Here is a 17,316-nt window from a genome sequence, read left to right on the forward strand (position 1 = left end):
GAAAAAAATATTTCAAATCTATTCATTTTTCTTTATAAATCAGTGATTGGGCTATATTTAGGAACCAATGATTTCATTACAATCCAACCAGTTAGGTAGCAAACAGCACAAATGGAGAAAATAATAAAATATCCAGCCTCAATTCCTTTGAATCCCATAAAGACCATATTGGTATCTTTTGCATAATCAAACAATACTCCAGATCCTTTATTAATCAATGTTGAACCCACACCACCTGCTAAACCTCCAATTCCGGTTATGGTTGCAATGGCTTTTTTTGGAAACATATCTCCTACTGTTGTAAAAATATTTGCCGACCAAGATTGGTGTGCTGCACCTGCAATTCCGATTATAATTACCGGAACCCAGTAACTGATATATCCTAAAGGCTGTGCGATTAAAGCCAACAATGGGAAAAATGCAAAAATTAACATCGCTCTCATTCTTCCTTCGTACGGATTCATTCCTTTTTTCTCTACGAAATAAGTTGGAAGCCATCCTCCAATAATTGACAATAATGTGATCATATATAGCACAAATAAAGGAAGTGCAGCTTCTGTAGAATCCATTCCGTAAACAGAACTCAAATAAGCAGGAGTCCAGAATAAAAAGAACCACCAAACCCCATCGGTCATGAATTTACCAAATGCAAAAGCCCACGTTTGTTTGTATTTAAAACATTCCATTAAAGAAACTTTTGAAGTCGTTTCTGGAACATAACCAACTAATTTACTGTCGGCAATATCATCTTGCTGAATATAAGCTAATTCTTCTGCCGTAACTTTAGCATGTTTCTCTGGTTTATCATACATAAACATCCAGAATCCCATCCAGACAAATCCTAAAGCTCCGATGATAATGAAAGACATTTCCCAACCGAAAGATTTTGCAATAAACGGAATGGTAATTGGCGCCGCTAAAGCTCCAACTGTTGCTCCCGCATTGAAAATACTAGTTGCAAAAGCTCTGTCTTTTTTAGGAAAATATTCTGCTGTCGTTTTAATTGCCGCCGGAAAGTTTCCTGCTTCTCCAACTGCTAAAACGAAACGAGCAAAAATAAATAAAGCCACACTTACATTGATTACCAATGCTGTATCGCTTATTGTGCTGATTATTTCTTTTGAACCGTGAAACCCTACAAACCATTCTCCTGTAATAATTCCTGAAGTCGCGATACCGCAGAAAGCATGAAGACAAGCTCCTACAGACCAAATTCCGATTGCCCAAAGAAATCCTTTTTTAGTATCTAACCAATCTACAAATCTACCTGCAAACAATAATGACACCGCGTAAAAAATAGAAAATAAAGCGGTAATATTTCCGTAGTCGTTATTGGTCCAGTGAAATTCTGGCGCAATAAAATCACTCCAGGTTAAGGAAAGCACTTGTCTATCCAAGTAATTGATTGTAGTTGCAAAAAATAACAATGCACAAATACTCCAACGGTATTTTCCTGTGGTTTTTACACTCTGATTTACTGCAACAGTTTCGGTTTGATTCATAGTAAGTGGGTATTATAGTTTTTGTAATTTTTGGTCATCTTAAAAGACTATATTTACTGCTTTCTAAAAATATTAAAATCAATAAATTAACACCTTCAAAGAAAAATAATGTAATCGATTGCACAAATATAGTTTTTAATCTGTACAATCCAAATAATATTGTATAAAAAATTATTTTAGCTCCTTAAATAAATACATTACATAAAAAAAAGAATACAAAATTACACATTAAACAATATATTTGTTAAAAGCCAACAGGTGAAATTCATACTTTTTAAGGGGTAAAATTGTCCTGAAATTCACAATTAAAAAAAGAATTTTTCATCAATTTTCGATAATCTAGGCCATCGGTTGTATTTTTTGAAGCAAAAAACGTATAGTATTACAAACCAAATAATTATAAATTAAATTGAAAACTACAAGAACACAATTTTCAAGAGGAATCACGTTGAGTTTTCTTCTTTTTTCAGGGCTATTTTCTATGAGCGCACAAAATCAAGTAATCCCGTTATGGAATAAAATTCCAGATGAAGTTAAAGCAGCCAATTACAAAGAAAAACCAGAACTAAAAGACGGAAAAATACAAAGTACAAGTCAGGTCTCTGTTCCTACTTTGAGTATTTTTATTCCTAAAGAAACCAAACCAAATCAGACTGCTGTTGTAATTTGTCCGGGTGGCGGTTACACGCATTTGGCTTTTGATAAAGAAGGCACAAAAGTCGCTGAATGGTTTAATAGCTTAGGGATTACGGCATTTGTTTTAAAATATAGAATGCCGACTGATTTAACGATGAAGAACAAAAACGTTGGACCATTGCAAGATGCTCAGGAAGCTATTCGTTACGTAAGACAAAATGCAGCAAAATGGAATATTGATCCTAATAAGGTTGGAATTTTAGGTTTTTCTGCTGGAGGACATTTGGCTTCAACGGCATCCACTCATTATGATGATAAAGTTTATGAATCTGCTTATAAAGTAAGCGCACGTCCTGATTTTTCGCTGCTAATTTATCCTGTGATTTCTATGGAAAACGAAATTACGCACAAAGGTTCTCAAACCAATCTGCTTGGAGAAAATCCGTCAAAAGAATTAATAGATTCTTTTTCTAACGAAAAGAAAGTGACCTCTCAAACGCCTCCTACTTTCTTGATTCATGCTACAGATGATACGGTTGTTATACCCGAAAACAGTATTAATTACTATTTGGCTTTAAAGAAAAATGGAGTCTCAGCAGAGTTGCACATCTATGAAAAAGGCGGTCACGGATTTGGATTAGGAATAAGCGACACAAACAAATTCTGGACTAGAGATTGTGCTGAATGGCTCAAGGCAAACGGATATAATTAAAAAACAGAAAGGCAAAACTTTTACAAGTTTTGCCTTTTATCAAAAAAAAAAAAACAAAAAAGGAATTATAAAAACCAATTTAATATGTCTAAGCAGTAATTTCTTGTTCTGCTGTATTTTTCAATTTAGGAGCGGGAATTGCTTTGCTTGCCACTTTTGGTTTTGCAGCAGGTTTCTTTTTACCAAATTTCTGTTTTCCCCACCAGATAATAAATCCTGTAATGGGTAAACTGGCAGAAATTAAACTCGCCAAAAATGCAATAATTTTACCCGTAAGTCCAAGAACGCTTCCTACGTGAATGTCGTAATTCATACGTCGGATTTTGTCCGGAATATTAGCTTCGATATACTTTCCTGAAAAAGGAGTTTTAATCGAAATTTCCTTCAAGCTTTGCTGATCAAAACTATAACGATCCATGTTATAAAAAGTGTTTTTTTGCTTGTAAACAAAAGCACCAATCGGGTCCGCAGGTTTTCCTGGAATACTAATCATGATTCCGGCTGCCTGAGGATTTTCTTTTCTTAAACTCAATAAAACTTTATCCGCTGTTGTGATATTAAACTCTTTTACATTGGTTGTATCAGATTTTGGAGATTCGCGGTTTTCAACCAATGGTTTCCCTCCCGAAGTTACCCAATACAAAGATTTACTCCACCATCCAAAACTCCATACCAAGCCTGTTACGGCAATAAAAAACAGGAAAATACAGCTGTAAAAACCAAATACATTATGCATGTCATAATTAACACGTTTAAAACTGGCATCCCATTTAATTTTAAAACTTTTATCTATAATGGATTTGATCCATTTGGTTGGCCACCATAAAACGATGCCCGAAATTAATAATACAACGAAAATTAAAACTGCAACTCCAACGATTGGTCTTCCAATATCATAAGGAAGCCACAATGCACGATGTCCGTTTAAGATCCATCTGAAAAAATCTGGTGAGTCTCCTCTAGAAAAAGTCTTAACATTTAACACTTCACCCGTATACGGATTCATGTAAACGCTTATAAAAGTTCCTTGTCTCCTTCCTCCTTTACCCTTCTTTTCCTTTCCTTTTCCTTTTTCGCTAGGTTTTCCTTGAGGTTTCAGTTCCGATTTTGCCTTTTCGTTATTTTGGGCTAGCTCTTTTTTTCTTTCTCCTCTTTTTTGTTCTCCTTTTTCACCTTCTTCTTTTTTCTCAACAAAATAACCTACAATCGCAGCTTCATCTTTTGCACCAAAAGTTACACTGGTAGCTTTTTTATCTTTCATTTTTTTATCGGCAATCGAAACCAATTGCGATGGCAGTAAAAATGCTTCTTTCTGAGGTTTTACAAAACGCCAGTCTTCAATAAAATCTTTGATTTCATTTTCGAAAACATAAATACAGCCCGTAAGACTGACAATAACTACAATAATTCCAGATGCCAAACCGAGCCACAAATGCAGCCAAGCCATGATGCGCTTAAAAAGCGACTTTTTACTTTTTTTCTTATTATTTGGTTTTGAAGAAGAAAACATAATTGGATAGATAAATAGGATAAATAAAAAAACCGCAAGTCCCCATAAAATAAGGACTTACGGCAAAAAAAATATTAGTATTTTAATTTTTGGATTGCAGTAATTTGTCCGCCTTCCACTTTCATACCTTTTGTTGCAACAGCAGTTGTACCGTTGATTGAGTAAATCCAGTTTCCGTCAGGAGTATTAATACCTACAATTGCAGAGCTTCCATCTTCTGAAGTAATATTGTAACGGCTAGTTACAGAAGTTAATGTTTCTGGAGCACCTGTTACCCAAGTAAATGTTTGGTTGTAAACATCGGCAATTGCCATTTTAACTGCACCGTTGTTTTTTCCAACATTTCCGTACATTAACAATAAGAATTTACCTTTTGAAATGTAGCTTGTAGAAGAAATTTTATATCCTCCAGATTTTTCTTGAACATTAAAGAAGTATGATTGATCAAACTCTGTAGTTCCTTTTTTGATTCTCACAACCGCAGACGGTTTTGTAGAAGTCATTACAGCATTGCTTGTAGCAATCGCTCCAGAGAAACCGTAAGCATCTCCATTTTCATCTTGGAATAATCCGTTTGTGAAATAAGCTCCCAAATAACTTGTACGGTTATCTTTGATTACTTTTTCTAACTTCAATTCTGGGTAGTTGTAAACAGCAACCCAAGTACTATCTGGATTTGCAGTTCCGAAGTTGTCTACACCGTCTCCTTTAATACTCATATAAGGCATGTACACTTTATCTCCCACTTGAGTTGCCCAAGTAAAGAAAGCTCTTTCTCCATTTTTAGCCAATACTTTAGTGTCTTGTTGCGCTTCACCTGTAATAAGCGATTTTGTAGCATCAATTTTGTACATAGAAGCAATAGAAGCACCACTTCTTGGAACTTTAATCGTTAAAATATCTTGGTTTACAGCAGCAAACACGTGTACCGTTTCTGCTTGAAAATCAGATTTCTTAACTAGTTTTCCTTCAGAGTTTAGGTTATAAGTGGTAACAGCTCCAGGGTTTCCTTGTCCGTAAAGTAAACTAAAGAAATTGTTTTGTGCTGTAATGTAATAACGGTATGTTCCGTCTTGCTCCAATCCGTTTCCTGTAGTCGTGATCACTCCAGTAGATACATCGTCTGCAGTTAATAAATAATCTGCAATTCCTGCTGCTCCAGTTGTTGCAGTAATAATATATTTCGTTTTTCCTGTATCGTTTCCTCCGCCAGTTTCATCTCCTGATTTATCAGAATCACTGCTGCAAGAAAATGCTGTAAAAGCTAAAACAGCTGATAATAAAGCTAATGTTGTACTTTTTTTCATTGTATTATGGTGTTTGTATTAAATTTAATTATTTGATTTACTGAAGTAATATCTCAACTTGATGTAAAAAGCTCTACTTGGTTTTTGTAAGGAGAAATTATCGTAAAGCTTATTGTCTAAAAGGTTTTTACATTCTAAAGCAATATTGTATTTTCCGTTTGCCATCGTATAAACGGCATTCAAATCATGACTAAACTGTTGTGGAATTTCCAGTTTGCTGTCTTTGCTTCCCATACTTGGCCAAGACAAATAGTAAGTGTGCACATAAAGCAAGTTGTAACCAACAGAAAGATTGTTTCCTTTTTTCCAAACATTATTAAAGAACATTGTCGCATCTGCATTACCAAATAAATAAGGCATATTCGGAATCCTGTCATTATAGAAAGGAGACACATAGTTCTGGTTAGGCTCGTACATTGTTTTGTTTCTAATGTTTTGATATGTAGCATTGAAACCAGCCGTAAAACGATTCCCGTACGAATATCTTACCTCACCATCAATACCATAATTCGTCACTTTTCCCTGATTGACATTGGTCGTCATGGTTTGATTATTATTCAATGTCGGACGAATAAAATCTACTGCATTTCTATGCAAAAGATTTACATCAAATGATAAAGCATTCTTTTCGCTGAAACTCGTCTGATAACTTGCTCCTAAATTATAGTTGTTGCTAGATTCTGGTTTCAAAGCAAGATTTCCTTCTAAGTTGTCATTGACATTACCAAATATTTCCTCTGGACTTGGCAATCTATACGTCTTTTCATAAGAGGCTTTAATCTGCAGATTACGTTTTAAATAATAACTCGTAGCCGCTCCATAACCCGTTGTAGAAGTATGGTCTACATATTTCTGATAAGCAATATCTCCTGTAGCTCCTGATGGATTGTAACTTCTAGAATAAGTAGTTTTTAATGAATAATCTTTTAAGAATACAGAAGTACTCCACTTATCATTGTAATCTAATTTATACCCCAATCCTAAAACATTTTTCTGCGTTTTTTTAGGCTGTTTATAAACCAAGGATTCAGGAACCAACTCGTCACTTTCTTTACGATCGAACGTATTAAACGTATTATTGACCATAAAAGAGTGTCTGTCATTAAGCGTATAAGTCGCGTTGGCTGTTGCTATACCATTGTTGTTATAGAACTTACGAAGCGTTCGGCTTCTTTCTCCTCCTGCTCCTTCATATTGTTTGTAATCGCCAAACCAATTGTATCTTCTAAAAACAGTATCAATATTCTGTTCGTAACCAAAATTGTAATTACCTGTTACATTTACATTAAGGCCTTTAGTAAACAAATCTTTTACCTGATATTTTAAAGTTGGCATTACAATGCTTCCTTTTCTGTAAATCTTTCCAAAAACGCTTACCATTCTTGCACCAGTCTGAATATCTGCTTGATTTTCTCCGCCAGTAAAACCAATCATTAATTTATCGGCATATTTTTTACCCGTTACCCCAACATTTACAATCACTGTTTCGTTGCGATATTTATCGTGAAAACGCCTCACTCTCTGGTTTGGGAAATAAGCACCCGTATTTAAATCGGCTACATCTACATTTACCCAATAATTATTATCTGAATAGTTCTGAAAAGCATTAATTTCTGTTGTAAAACCGCTTTTTGCCGTATAACCCGCGTTTATGCTTGAACGATGCGTATTAAAAGATCCGAATGAATAAGAAGCATCTACAAAAGTTCTTGGCTTACTATTCGTTACAATATTTATTGCTCCACCCAAAGCATCTCCTCCTAGCCAAATTGGCACAACTCCTTTGTAAACCTCTACACGATCGGCAAGATTGATCGGAATATTATTCATCTGAAAAGAAGAACCAAAATTATCCATTGGAACTCCGTCAATAAAAACTTTAATTTGATTTCCTGAGAATCCGTTTATAGAAAGCTCCGATCTAGAGCCTACTCCACCCGCTTCACGGTTACGAACCCCAGATACACGGTCCAAAGCATGTGATAAATCTAAAGTTGAGTTGTGCAGTTTTTTAGCATCAATAGCAGTTACACTATAAGATTGTTTATTTACTTTATCCGTTTGAGATCTTCCCAATACGGTTACACTTTCTAATTCCTGCAATTCGCCTTCCATTTTAATTAAAACATCCAAATTGCCTGAAACTTCAATCTGTTTTTTCTGAACCGCAAATCCCATTGCGGAGATTTTTAATGTATGTTTTCCTGATGGTACATTTTTTAAAATATAGTTTCCGTTTTCATCTGAAATAACACTTAATCCTGTTTTTTCGATGATAACTGTTGCAAACGGAATTGTTTCTCCAGAATTTTCAACAACTTTTCCAGACACTGTGAAACCTTGATTTTGCTGGGAAAATGATAAGAACGTGGTTAGAAAAAATAAACTGGCAAATAAAAATTTTTGAGTTGACATATCTTTAATTAGACTAATTATAAATAACTTTGCTGCAAAAGTACCATCAACGTCTCCAAAAAAGATAGGGAAAAACGGATTATTATTTTGTAAAAACGGATTATATTTTGAAAATCAAAGCCACTCTTCTAACTTCTCAAACGCCCATCATTAAAATTCAAATTGGAGATAAATATTATCCGAAAAGTATTTTAACCGAAGAAAATGTTCATATTGAAAATGACCATTCGGAAAAAATAATTAGTCGCCATTTCATAACCGACGGATTAGTTCTATTGGATACGCAATTGTATTTCTCCAATTCTAAAACTATTCTTTTTGAAATTGACGAAGAATCAATTGTTATGAATTTTATTTATAGCAGTAACATAGAAACCCATATTGATCAATTGGAAAGCGAAAAGTATTCTAAAGAAAATACGCACAATATATTTTACACTGATAATTTTAAAGGATCATTTAAAATTCCGGCTCACAAAAATGTAAACTTTCTTTCCATTATTCTTTCCAAAGATTTTTATTACAACATCATCAACGAAGATTGGCAGCTGCATGAAAAATTTTCAAAAAAAATCCTTCAGAAACAATCCGGCTATTTAACCTCAAAATATCTTCCATTTACGCCAGCAATTCAGTGGGTGACTTCTGAAATAAAAAATTGTACTCGAGAAGGTCTTTTAAAAAGAATTTATATCGAAAGTAAAATTAAAGAACTTTTTATTCATCAGCTTGAAACGCTAATTATCAAACCTTTGCAAATAGATAAAATCAACCAAGAAGATTATGATAAACTTTTAGAAGCCAAAAAAATATTAGAAAATGATTATAAAAACACGCCCACTCTACCCGAACTTTCGAGACTTATTTCATTAAACGAATTCAAATTAAAAAAGGGTTTTAAAGCTTGTTTTGGAACCACTGTAAAAAGCTATATCATTAAACTTAGGATGGAGCATGCCAAAGAATTATTTCAAGGCAAAACAGCTACAGTGAGCGAAGCAGCATATAAATGCGGTTATAAAGACGTTTCTCATTTCTCGGCGGCTTTTAAAAGCTATTATGGATTTTCTCCTCAGAAATTTAAAATCAACACCGATATCATTCAGTTTTGGTTTCTCGCCTTTTCATTTATATGCTAAAAAAAAAAGGGTTTTAAAATTCAGTCCGTCGACTTCCTCTTAAAACCCTTAATAAGACATTAATGTATAATCTAAACTTTTATACAAGTACCCACGATCAAATGAATATGTCAAAATTTAATTCAAAAAAAATGTTTCTCCAAAAAACATGAATTAGTTAAAATCTAAAAAATGATATTCTAAAAAAGGTAAAAACAGCATTTGTTTTTAAATTTCAACATGCCAAAAGTAAAGCCCTAAAAAGAGAATACCTTACGGTTTTCCTCATTGAATCAAAAAATTAACAACATTATTTACAATTAAAAACCTTAAGTTATTGTACTGCAAAATATTGTCAAAATATACTTTAACGAAATTTTAGCATAATAAAATATCGAATTCATACATAAAACCTGAAAAAAGAGCCGAAAAAAAATATTTCTTGTCCTAGATTAAGTCTCTTTTTCCCAAACCCTCCTACATTTGTATATAATTCATTAATTAGATAAATAGAATCTCAGAACTTTAGCATATTAGAACCTCAAAAAAATGAAACAACTGCAATTTTTATTACTCGGAAAAAACGAAGCTATTTTAGCTATTTTACTTCGTCTCGTTAATGCAGATGAAAACTGGAATGCCGTAGCTTTTAATAATGAAAAAGAAGCGCAAGAATACTTTCAAAAAAACACCATTGATATTGTTCTTTTGAGTTCTGCAATTGAAGATCATGTAGAAAAAGAATTTACTTCTTTCTGCCTAAAAAATCAGCCTAATGTTGAAGTAATTGAGCATTTTGGAGGCGGAAGCGGTTTATTGAAATCTGAAATTCTACATCGATTACATCTAAAAGGAAAGATTTAGTTACTTATTTTTTTCTTTTAAACATAATAAAGATCCACTTGTCGATTATAAGAAATTTATGCTATTTTTGAGAACACAAATTTAAACCAATACCTCAAAAAGTAAGTTTCTTAAGATGAAAAAAAGCATCATTCTTTTATTAATTTGTTTTTCCTTTCAAATAGGAACTTCACAAAAAATCTATTTCGAAAAAAGCAATTACAAAGACAGTATAACTCTTAGCAAAAGCATACCTCTTCTTGCCAAAAAAGTACTTCCACTTTATAAAAATCCAAGCAAGGCTTCCTATTTAGACAATTATGCCAGAATACAATCTGTTGCAGGAGATTTTAAAGGAATGCACGAGACTTTTGTGACCTATTCGCAAGAAATTTTAGGCGATAGTATTGCCAATAGACCTTTAGGGTTTATTTACAAAATTTATGGAAAAACAGCATCAAAAGAACCTAAAACAAAAGCTGATTTTGAAAAAGTTTTTACAACTGAGTTTTACAAATTATACAACACATTAAATACAGATGGAAAAAGCTGGGCAGAAGGATATTATGAATTAAAATTATCCGACATTAAAAAAGATTTTGAAACACAGCTTAAAGCGGTTCAAGATAATGACAGCATAAGTGTAGAAAATGCAGCGCAATTGTGCCGACAATATTCTCGCTATTTGATTTTAAGCAAAACACTTTCTATTGCTCATAAAATAATTGCAAAAATCGAAGCCGATACTTATATAATGGAACGCGATATCATTATTACATTGCCCAACGGAAGTACTATTTCTGCCACTATGGTCAGACTTAAAAATGTATCCGAACCACAGCCTGTTGTAATGAAATATAATATCTACGCAGGAAATGAAGTAAGCGACTGCAAAGAAATTGCGAATATGGGCTATGTAGGTTTTGTTGCCAATACTCGAGGCAAACGTTTAAGCAATGATCCAATAGAACCTTACGAACACGATGGCGATGATGCGTATCATATTTTGGACTGGGTTAGCAAACAGCCGTGGTGCAATGGTAAAATCGGATTATACGGTGGCAGTTATTTAGGTTTTAGCCAATGGAGTGCGGTAAAAAAAGTACATCCTGCTTTAAAGACAATTGTCCCTTTGGTTTCGGTAGGAGCTGGAATTGATTTTCCGATGCAAAATGGTATTTTTATGAGTTATGCCTTAAAATGGATTCATCTGGTTACCAATACCAAATTAACAGATCTCAATAGCTTTTTGAACAGCAAAAAATGGGACGAAGTTTTTACGCAATATTATAAAACCGGAGCGAGTTTCCGTTCCTTAGACAAAATTGAAGGCAATCCTTCTCCTTTATTTCAAAGATGGCTAGAACATCCTGCTTATGATAGCTACTGGCAGAATATGACGCCTCAAAAAGAAGCTTTTGCTAATATTAATATTCCGATTTTAAGCACAACTGGTTATTACGATGACGATCAGCTTGGGGCGATGTACTACTACAATCAGTACCAAAAATATAATAAAAGCGATAATTATTATCTTATAATCGGGCCGTATGATCATGGCGGTTCGCAAGGAACTCCTCGAAAAGAATTAGGAGGATACACCATCGATGAGGCGGCAAATATTCCAATTAATGCCATTATTTTTCAATGGTTTGATTATATTTTGAAAGGTGCAAAACGTCCTGAAATTTTGAAGGATAAAGTAAACTTTGAAATTATGGGCAAAAATGAATGGAAAAGTGTTTCTTCGTTAGACAAAATGCACAATGAAAACCTAACCTTTTATTTAAGCGGTAGCAATTCGAAATACTCCTTACAAAAAACAGCTCCTAAAAAAGCCGTTTCTATTAACCAAACGGTTGATTTTACAGATCGATCTGAAATTAATATCTATAATGATGACTACGTAAATGGGTTTCCTAAAGTTATAGATTCGATTTTTAAACCAGAAAAACATCTGTTGGTTTTTGAAAGTGATCCTCTTGAAAATGCAACTATAATTAGCGGTTCCTTAAAAACATCGTTAAAAATAAGCACCAACAAAAAAGATATTGATGTAGAAATACAGCTTTACGAAAAAACAGCCAAAGGTCAATATTTTGCTTTAACCAATAATTTGCAAAGAGCAAGTTTTGCAAAAGATAGAACCAAAAGACAATTATTGACTCCTAATAAAATAGAAACAATTGACATTGAACAAACTTTTATAATTTCTAAAGAATTAGAAAAAGGAAGTTCGATTGTAATCGTATTAGGAGCTAACAAAAATCCAAACTGGGAAGTTAATTACGGTACCGGTAAAAATGTGAGCGACGAAACCATTGCTGATGCTAAAGAACCTTTACAAATAAAATGGTATTCTGACAGCAAAATCATAATTCCGATTTTAAAATTGTAAAAATATTTTTCAGTTATGGAAAAAACATATTCGGTTGTATTTTATTCTAAAGGATTAGTAGAGCCAGTTAAAAAATTGAAAGATTTTTTGAAAAGCAAAATCGATTGGTACAACAGCTGCAATTCTGAAGCGCATATTACGATTTGTGAGTTTACAATTGAAGAGTCTCAATTTGATTCAATCAGACAAAAGCTTTCTAAAGTTTCGGATACTTTTTCGCCTTTTGAAGTGTCTTTAAATCACTTTGATTCTTTTCCGAATGCTGGCGCTTTTTTTATTGGTGTAAATGAAGATTCAGAAAAAAATCTTGTTCCAATTATGAAAAAGATTCATGAAACTTTGAAGTTTTTAAAACTCAAAAAAAGCGACAATCCGCATCTATCATTAGGACGCCGATTAACTCCCGAAAATCTGAAAATTGCTTCTGAGCTTTTTACCACAATTGATCTTCAATTTGAATGCAATGAAATTATTTTAAGGGAATTTGATCCCAAAGTAAAACAGTTTTTTGTGATTGATGCTTTTCCTTTTGGAAGTAATCCAGCACCTGAGTTTGTGCAGGGGAGTCTTTTTTAACCGCAAAGGCGCTAAGATTTACGCAATGCCCGCCAGGTTTAAATTCTTTGCGAACCTTGCGAAAAAACTTTGCTCCTTTGCGGTTAAATAAGCGCAAAGCAAAACAACCTGAAACTTGAAACCTGAAACTAAAAAACAAATCACTCATTTTTTCGTATATTTGAATTTTGCAATTCACAAATATGAAATCCCTAGATTCCTTTTACCAAGATATTACCGAAGGCTCAACTGTTGATCCTACTTCATTATTGCCAAATGACATTCAGAAAGAAATCGGGCATTTTAATGTTTTCGATATCAAAGAACTTTTGGAACGTATGAAAGGAAAACCTGGAATGCCTTATGACCGCAGAGCGTATTACAAAATAAGTTTAATTAGAGGCCACAATAAAGCGGAATACGCAGACAAAGTAATCGAAATCGAAAAACAGGGATTGCTATTTGCAACACCAAAAATTCCTTACAATTATTTGCCGCAAGACACCAATCAAGGCGGACAGTTTTGTGTTTTTACGAGTGAATTTTTATCTAAAAACAAAAGCGGAATTGATTTGGACGAACTCCCAATTTTCGCTTCAGACGGATATCCCATTTTTCAGCTTTCTGACGAAGAAGTTGAAGAAGTTGCTTTGATTTTCAACAAAATACAAAAAGAAATCAACTCGGATTATATTTATAAGTATGATTTAATTCGAAATTATGTGGCGGAGTTAATTCACTTCGGACAAAAATTACAACCGATTACAGCTTTATATTCTAAGCACAATTCGGCAGCAAGAGTTTCTTCTTTATTTGCTGAATTGTTAGAAAGACAATTTCCTATTGAATCTCCAAATCAGCGATTAGAATTGAGAACAGCGAAAGATTTTGCCGAAAGATTATCTGTTCATGTGAATCATTTAAATAAGGTTCTAAAGGAAAACACCGGAAAAACCACAACCGAATTAATCAGCAACCGACTGACAAATGAAGCCAAAATACTTTTAAAACAAACCGATTGGAACATCTCTGAAATCGCTTATTCGCTTGGTTTTGAAGAATTAGCGCACTTTTCTAACTTCTTTAAAAAGCAAACTTCATTTACGCCGATTGCTTTTAGAGCTTAAATTTTGTTTCAGGTTTCAGGTTTCAGGTTTCAAGTTGATATTCTTTGTGAGTTTTAACCGCAAAGAGCGCAAGGTTTTTTCTAAGCTTTATGTTATATAAACATAATGTTCGCAAAGCTTTACGTAAAAAACTTTGCGAACCTTGCGTAATCCTTAGCGTTCTTTGCGGTTAAACCTGAAGCTTGGAATTTGGAACTTCTAAAAATTGGAATTTATCACTCGTGATTTGAATTTCGCAAACATCCATTTGATATTTACAACTCCCCAACTCTACTTCGCTCCTACCTTTGTCTCATCAAATTAAAAGAACGAAAAGATGAATGTATCAGACAACAAAATCTTAATAACTGGCGGTGCAAGCGGTATCGGACTTGGACTTGCCGAACGATTTATTCAGGAAAACAATACCGTGATTATTTGCGGAAGAAGAGAATCTGTTTTAAACGACGTAAAAGCAAAATTCCCTTCCATCATAACAAAGGTTTGCGACTTATCTGTAGAACAGGAACGAATCGCACTTTACGAATGGATTGCAACAAATCATCCTGATTTAAACGTTTTAATCAATAATGCGGGAATTCAAAAATGGGTTTCGGTTACTGATGCTGATTTTTACGAAAGCATGAAAGCTGAAATCAGCACCAATATTGAAGCGCCTTTACATTTAACATCCTTATTTATTGAGTTGCCGTCGCTAAAAACAGTGATGAATGTAACTTCTGGATTAGCTTTTTCTCCTTTTGCAAAAGTTCCGGTTTATTCGGCTACAAAAGCATTTTTTAGATCTTTTACTCTTTCGCTTCGTCATTTATTAAAAGAAAAAAATATTGAAGTAGTCGAAATTATTCCACCAGCATTAAATACCGATTTAGGCGGAATTGGTCTTCACGATGCACATCCAAGCGTAAGCAGTTTTATCGAATCTATTTTCGAGCAACTAAAACAAGGCAAACAAGAACTGACTTTCGGCACAAGCGAAACCAGATTAAACGCAAGCGCAGAAGAGTTACGAAATCATTTTAATCTGATGCATCCATAGTTTAAATTTAAACACATAGAAACATAGATTTTTGGAGTGAATAAAGGCGTTTCGCTTTTAATAAAACACATAGCTATGTGTTAGAAACTAGTTTCTTTTTGTAATCTTTTAAAGAGAAATAAAATCTATGTTTCTATGTGTTTAAAAAATATTCGAGCTGTAAAGATCTTCGACTACGCTCAGACTGACAAACGAAAGTAAAATACAATAAATAAAAATAATCATTGTCCTCCTGAGCGAAGTCGAAGGACATTGGTGCTGTAAAAGTCTTCGACTCTAGACTGACAACAAAAAACAGTAAGTAATTCACAATTAACCATTCACAATTAACAATTAAAAAAGATGGCAGTAAACACAAAAATAGCTCTAGTTACAGGCGGTAGCAGAGGTTTAGGAAAAAACATGGCAATAGCAATTGCAAAAAAAGGACTTGATGTAATTATCACATACAACAGTAAAAAAGAAGAAGCTGATTTAGTAGTAAAAGAAATTGAAAGTTTAGGTCAAAAAGCGGCTTCATTACAATTAAACGTAGCTGAATCAAGCACTTTTGATTCTTTCTTTCAAGAAGTAGAAGCAACTTTAAAAAGCACTTTCAAAACCGATAAATTTGACTTTTTAGTAAACAATGCCGGAATCGGAATTCACAATTCTTTTGTTGGGACAACCGAAGCTGAGTTTGATCAATTGACTAATATTCAATTTAAAGGTCCATTTTTCTTGACTCAAAAAGGATTAAACGTAATGAATGACGGAGGCGGAATTGTAAACATTTCGACAGGTTTAGCTAGATTTTCTTTCCCGGGTTATGCGGCTTATGCATCTATGAAAGGCGCTATTGAAACTTTAACCAAATATCAGGCAAAAGAATTGGGAGCAAGAAAAATTAGAGCCAATGTTGTGGCTCCTGGCGCTATCGAAACTGATTTTGGAGGAGGTGTAGTTCGCGATAATGAACAAATGAACCAGCAAATTGCTTCTGTGACGGCTTTAGGAAGAGTTGGTCTTCCTGATGATATTGGCGGTGTTGTTGCCTTTTTATGTACTGAAGATGCAAGATGGGTAAATGCTCAAAGAATCGAAGTTTCTGGCGGAATGATGTTGTAAGAGGTTTCAAGTTTCAAGTTTCAAGTTTCAAGTTTCAGGTTTCAGGTTTAACCGCAAAGAACGCTAGGGATTACGCAAGGTTCTCAAATTTCATAGACAAAGCTTTGCGAACTTTGCGTTTATATAACATAAAGCTTAGAAAAAACCTTGCGCTCTTTGCGGTTAAAACACACAAAGAATGCCAAGGTTTGCGCAAGGTTCTCAAATTTCATAGACAAAGCTTTGCGAACTTTGCGTTTATATAAACATAAAACTTAGAAAAAACCTAGCGCTCTTTGCGGTTAAAACACACAAAGAATGCCAAGGTTTACGCAAGGTTCGCAAAGTTTTTACATAAAGCTTTGCGAACTTTGCGTTTATATAACATAAAGCTTAGAAAAAACCTTGCGCTCTTTGCGGTTAAAACACACAAAGAATATCAACTTGAAACTTCAAACTTCAAACCTGAAACAAAAAAACATAAAACAAAACCCGATAAGTAACCAAAAACTCATCGGGTTTGTCATTTCAAATAATATTTGAATTAGTAAAGCATTTAGTTTTTTTCTACAGAGACATTAAAACCTCCCTCTGCGTCAAAAACAATATCATAAAATTTAGTATCTTTTTCTACACCGACTTCGTAGGTTGTTTTTTTCTTATCGTCTACCACCATTGCAATTTCTAGAATCGCTTTTGCTTTATAATTCTTTTTTAAATACGACTGTGCTTTTATCGGAAGCTGTTTAAACGGGATCTGCAATTCATACGCTTTCATGTTTCCGAGATTATCGTAAATCGCTACTGCTTTGGTTCTGTCATCTACATTGTATCGCGCTTCATACCTGATCTCATCTGCGTCGTCACCAACATATTCTTCCGACCAGACTGGTACTTTTCCCGGATATTCCCTTTCAAAAGCAAATCGGATTTTTTCTGGAGGCGTGACCACTTTTTTCATATTGGTTCCCTCCTGCGCAATTAAAAAACTACTGCATAAAAAAGTAAAAGACAAAAGCACGTTTTTCATAGTTTCATTTTTTAAATTAGACTTTAATAACGTATTAA

13 protein-coding genes are annotated in these 17,316 nt (G+C 33.9%); 8 read left to right on the top strand and 5 right to left on the bottom strand.

Translation table 11 applies throughout. The annotated features are described in order from the left end of the window. Positions 1–32 precede the first annotated feature (32 nt). A complete protein-coding gene (locus tag NCC77_RS15825) occupies positions 33–1,502 on the bottom strand; it encodes an MFS transporter (RefSeq protein WP_250836459.1) in 1,470 nt (489 codons plus the stop codon). 409 nt (positions 1,503–1,911) lie between these two features. Between NCC77_RS15825 and NCC77_RS15830 the strand changes: the two genes are divergently transcribed. Beyond that, complete coding sequence (locus tag NCC77_RS15830) at positions 1,912–2,850, top strand: alpha/beta hydrolase (protein WP_250836460.1); 939 nt, start codon at positions 1,912–1,914, stop codon at positions 2,848–2,850. A gap of 88 nt (positions 2,851–2,938) precedes the next feature. Here the strand turns inward: NCC77_RS15830 and NCC77_RS15835 are convergent, their stop codons facing one another. The 3 genes from NCC77_RS15835 to NCC77_RS15845 all read right to left on the bottom strand — a co-directional run bounded on the left by NCC77_RS15835 (position 2,939) and on the right by NCC77_RS15845 (position 8,082). Then, positions 2,939–4,297 (bottom strand): PepSY-associated TM helix domain-containing protein, encoded by a 1,359-nt coding sequence (locus tag NCC77_RS15835; RefSeq protein ID WP_250836461.1) that lies wholly within the window; start codon positions 4,295–4,297, stop codon positions 2,939–2,941. Between the two features lie 137 nt (positions 4,298–4,434). Continuing rightward, positions 4,435–5,667 carry a DUF4374 domain-containing protein gene (locus NCC77_RS15840; protein ID WP_250836462.1) on the bottom strand — a complete coding sequence of 411 codons (1,233 nt, stop codon included), beginning with the start codon at positions 5,665–5,667 and terminating at the stop codon, positions 4,435–4,437. A gap of 24 nt (positions 5,668–5,691) precedes the next feature. After that, positions 5,692–8,082, bottom strand: coding sequence for a TonB-dependent receptor (locus NCC77_RS15845; RefSeq protein WP_250836463.1), 2,391 nt, complete (start codon positions 8,080–8,082; stop codon positions 5,692–5,694). A 107-nt stretch (positions 8,083–8,189) separates the two neighbouring features. On the opposite strand from NCC77_RS15845, the gene NCC77_RS15850 reads away from it, so the two are divergent. The 7 genes from NCC77_RS15850 (at position 8,190) to NCC77_RS15880 (ending at position 16,269) form a co-directional block, all read left to right on the top strand. Continuing rightward, positions 8,190–9,221 carry a helix-turn-helix domain-containing protein gene (locus tag NCC77_RS15850; protein ID WP_250836464.1) on the top strand — a complete coding sequence of 344 codons (1,032 nt, stop codon included), beginning with the start codon at positions 8,190–8,192 and terminating at the stop codon, positions 9,219–9,221. Between the two features lie 528 nt (positions 9,222–9,749). After that, on the top strand, positions 9,750–10,064 hold the full coding sequence (locus NCC77_RS15855) for a hypothetical protein (RefSeq protein WP_250836465.1): 315 nt from the start codon (positions 9,750–9,752) through the stop codon (positions 10,062–10,064). Between the two features lie 115 nt (positions 10,065–10,179). Further along, complete coding sequence (locus NCC77_RS15860; RefSeq protein WP_250836466.1) at positions 10,180–12,441, top strand: CocE/NonD family hydrolase; 2,262 nt, start codon at positions 10,180–10,182, stop codon at positions 12,439–12,441. Positions 12,442–12,456: 15 nt separating this feature from the next. Continuing rightward, a complete protein-coding gene (locus NCC77_RS15865; protein ID WP_250836467.1) occupies positions 12,457–13,017 on the top strand; it encodes a 2'-5' RNA ligase family protein in 561 nt (186 codons plus the stop codon). A 182-nt stretch (positions 13,018–13,199) separates the two neighbouring features. Beyond that, positions 13,200–14,123: a helix-turn-helix domain-containing protein gene (locus NCC77_RS15870; protein WP_250836468.1), complete on the top strand. Its 924-nt coding sequence runs from the start codon at positions 13,200–13,202 to the stop codon at positions 14,121–14,123. A gap of 316 nt (positions 14,124–14,439) precedes the next feature. Continuing rightward, positions 14,440–15,162 (top strand): SDR family oxidoreductase, encoded by a 723-nt coding sequence (locus tag NCC77_RS15875; protein WP_250836469.1) that lies wholly within the window; start codon positions 14,440–14,442, stop codon positions 15,160–15,162. A gap of 342 nt (positions 15,163–15,504) precedes the next feature. Continuing rightward, positions 15,505–16,269: an SDR family oxidoreductase gene (locus NCC77_RS15880; protein ID WP_250836470.1), complete on the top strand. Its 765-nt coding sequence runs from the start codon at positions 15,505–15,507 to the stop codon at positions 16,267–16,269. Positions 16,270–16,804: 535 nt separating this feature from the next. On the opposite strand, the gene NCC77_RS15885 is transcribed toward NCC77_RS15880, so the two are convergent. Continuing rightward, positions 16,805–17,278: a hypothetical protein gene (locus NCC77_RS15885; protein WP_250836471.1), complete on the bottom strand. Its 474-nt coding sequence runs from the start codon at positions 17,276–17,278 to the stop codon at positions 16,805–16,807. Positions 17,279–17,316 lie beyond the last annotated feature (38 nt).

Source organism: Flavobacterium tyrosinilyticum (genome assembly GCF_023656565.1).
In the GTDB taxonomy this organism is placed as follows: Bacteria; Bacteroidota; Bacteroidia; order Flavobacteriales; family Flavobacteriaceae; genus Flavobacterium; species Flavobacterium tyrosinilyticum.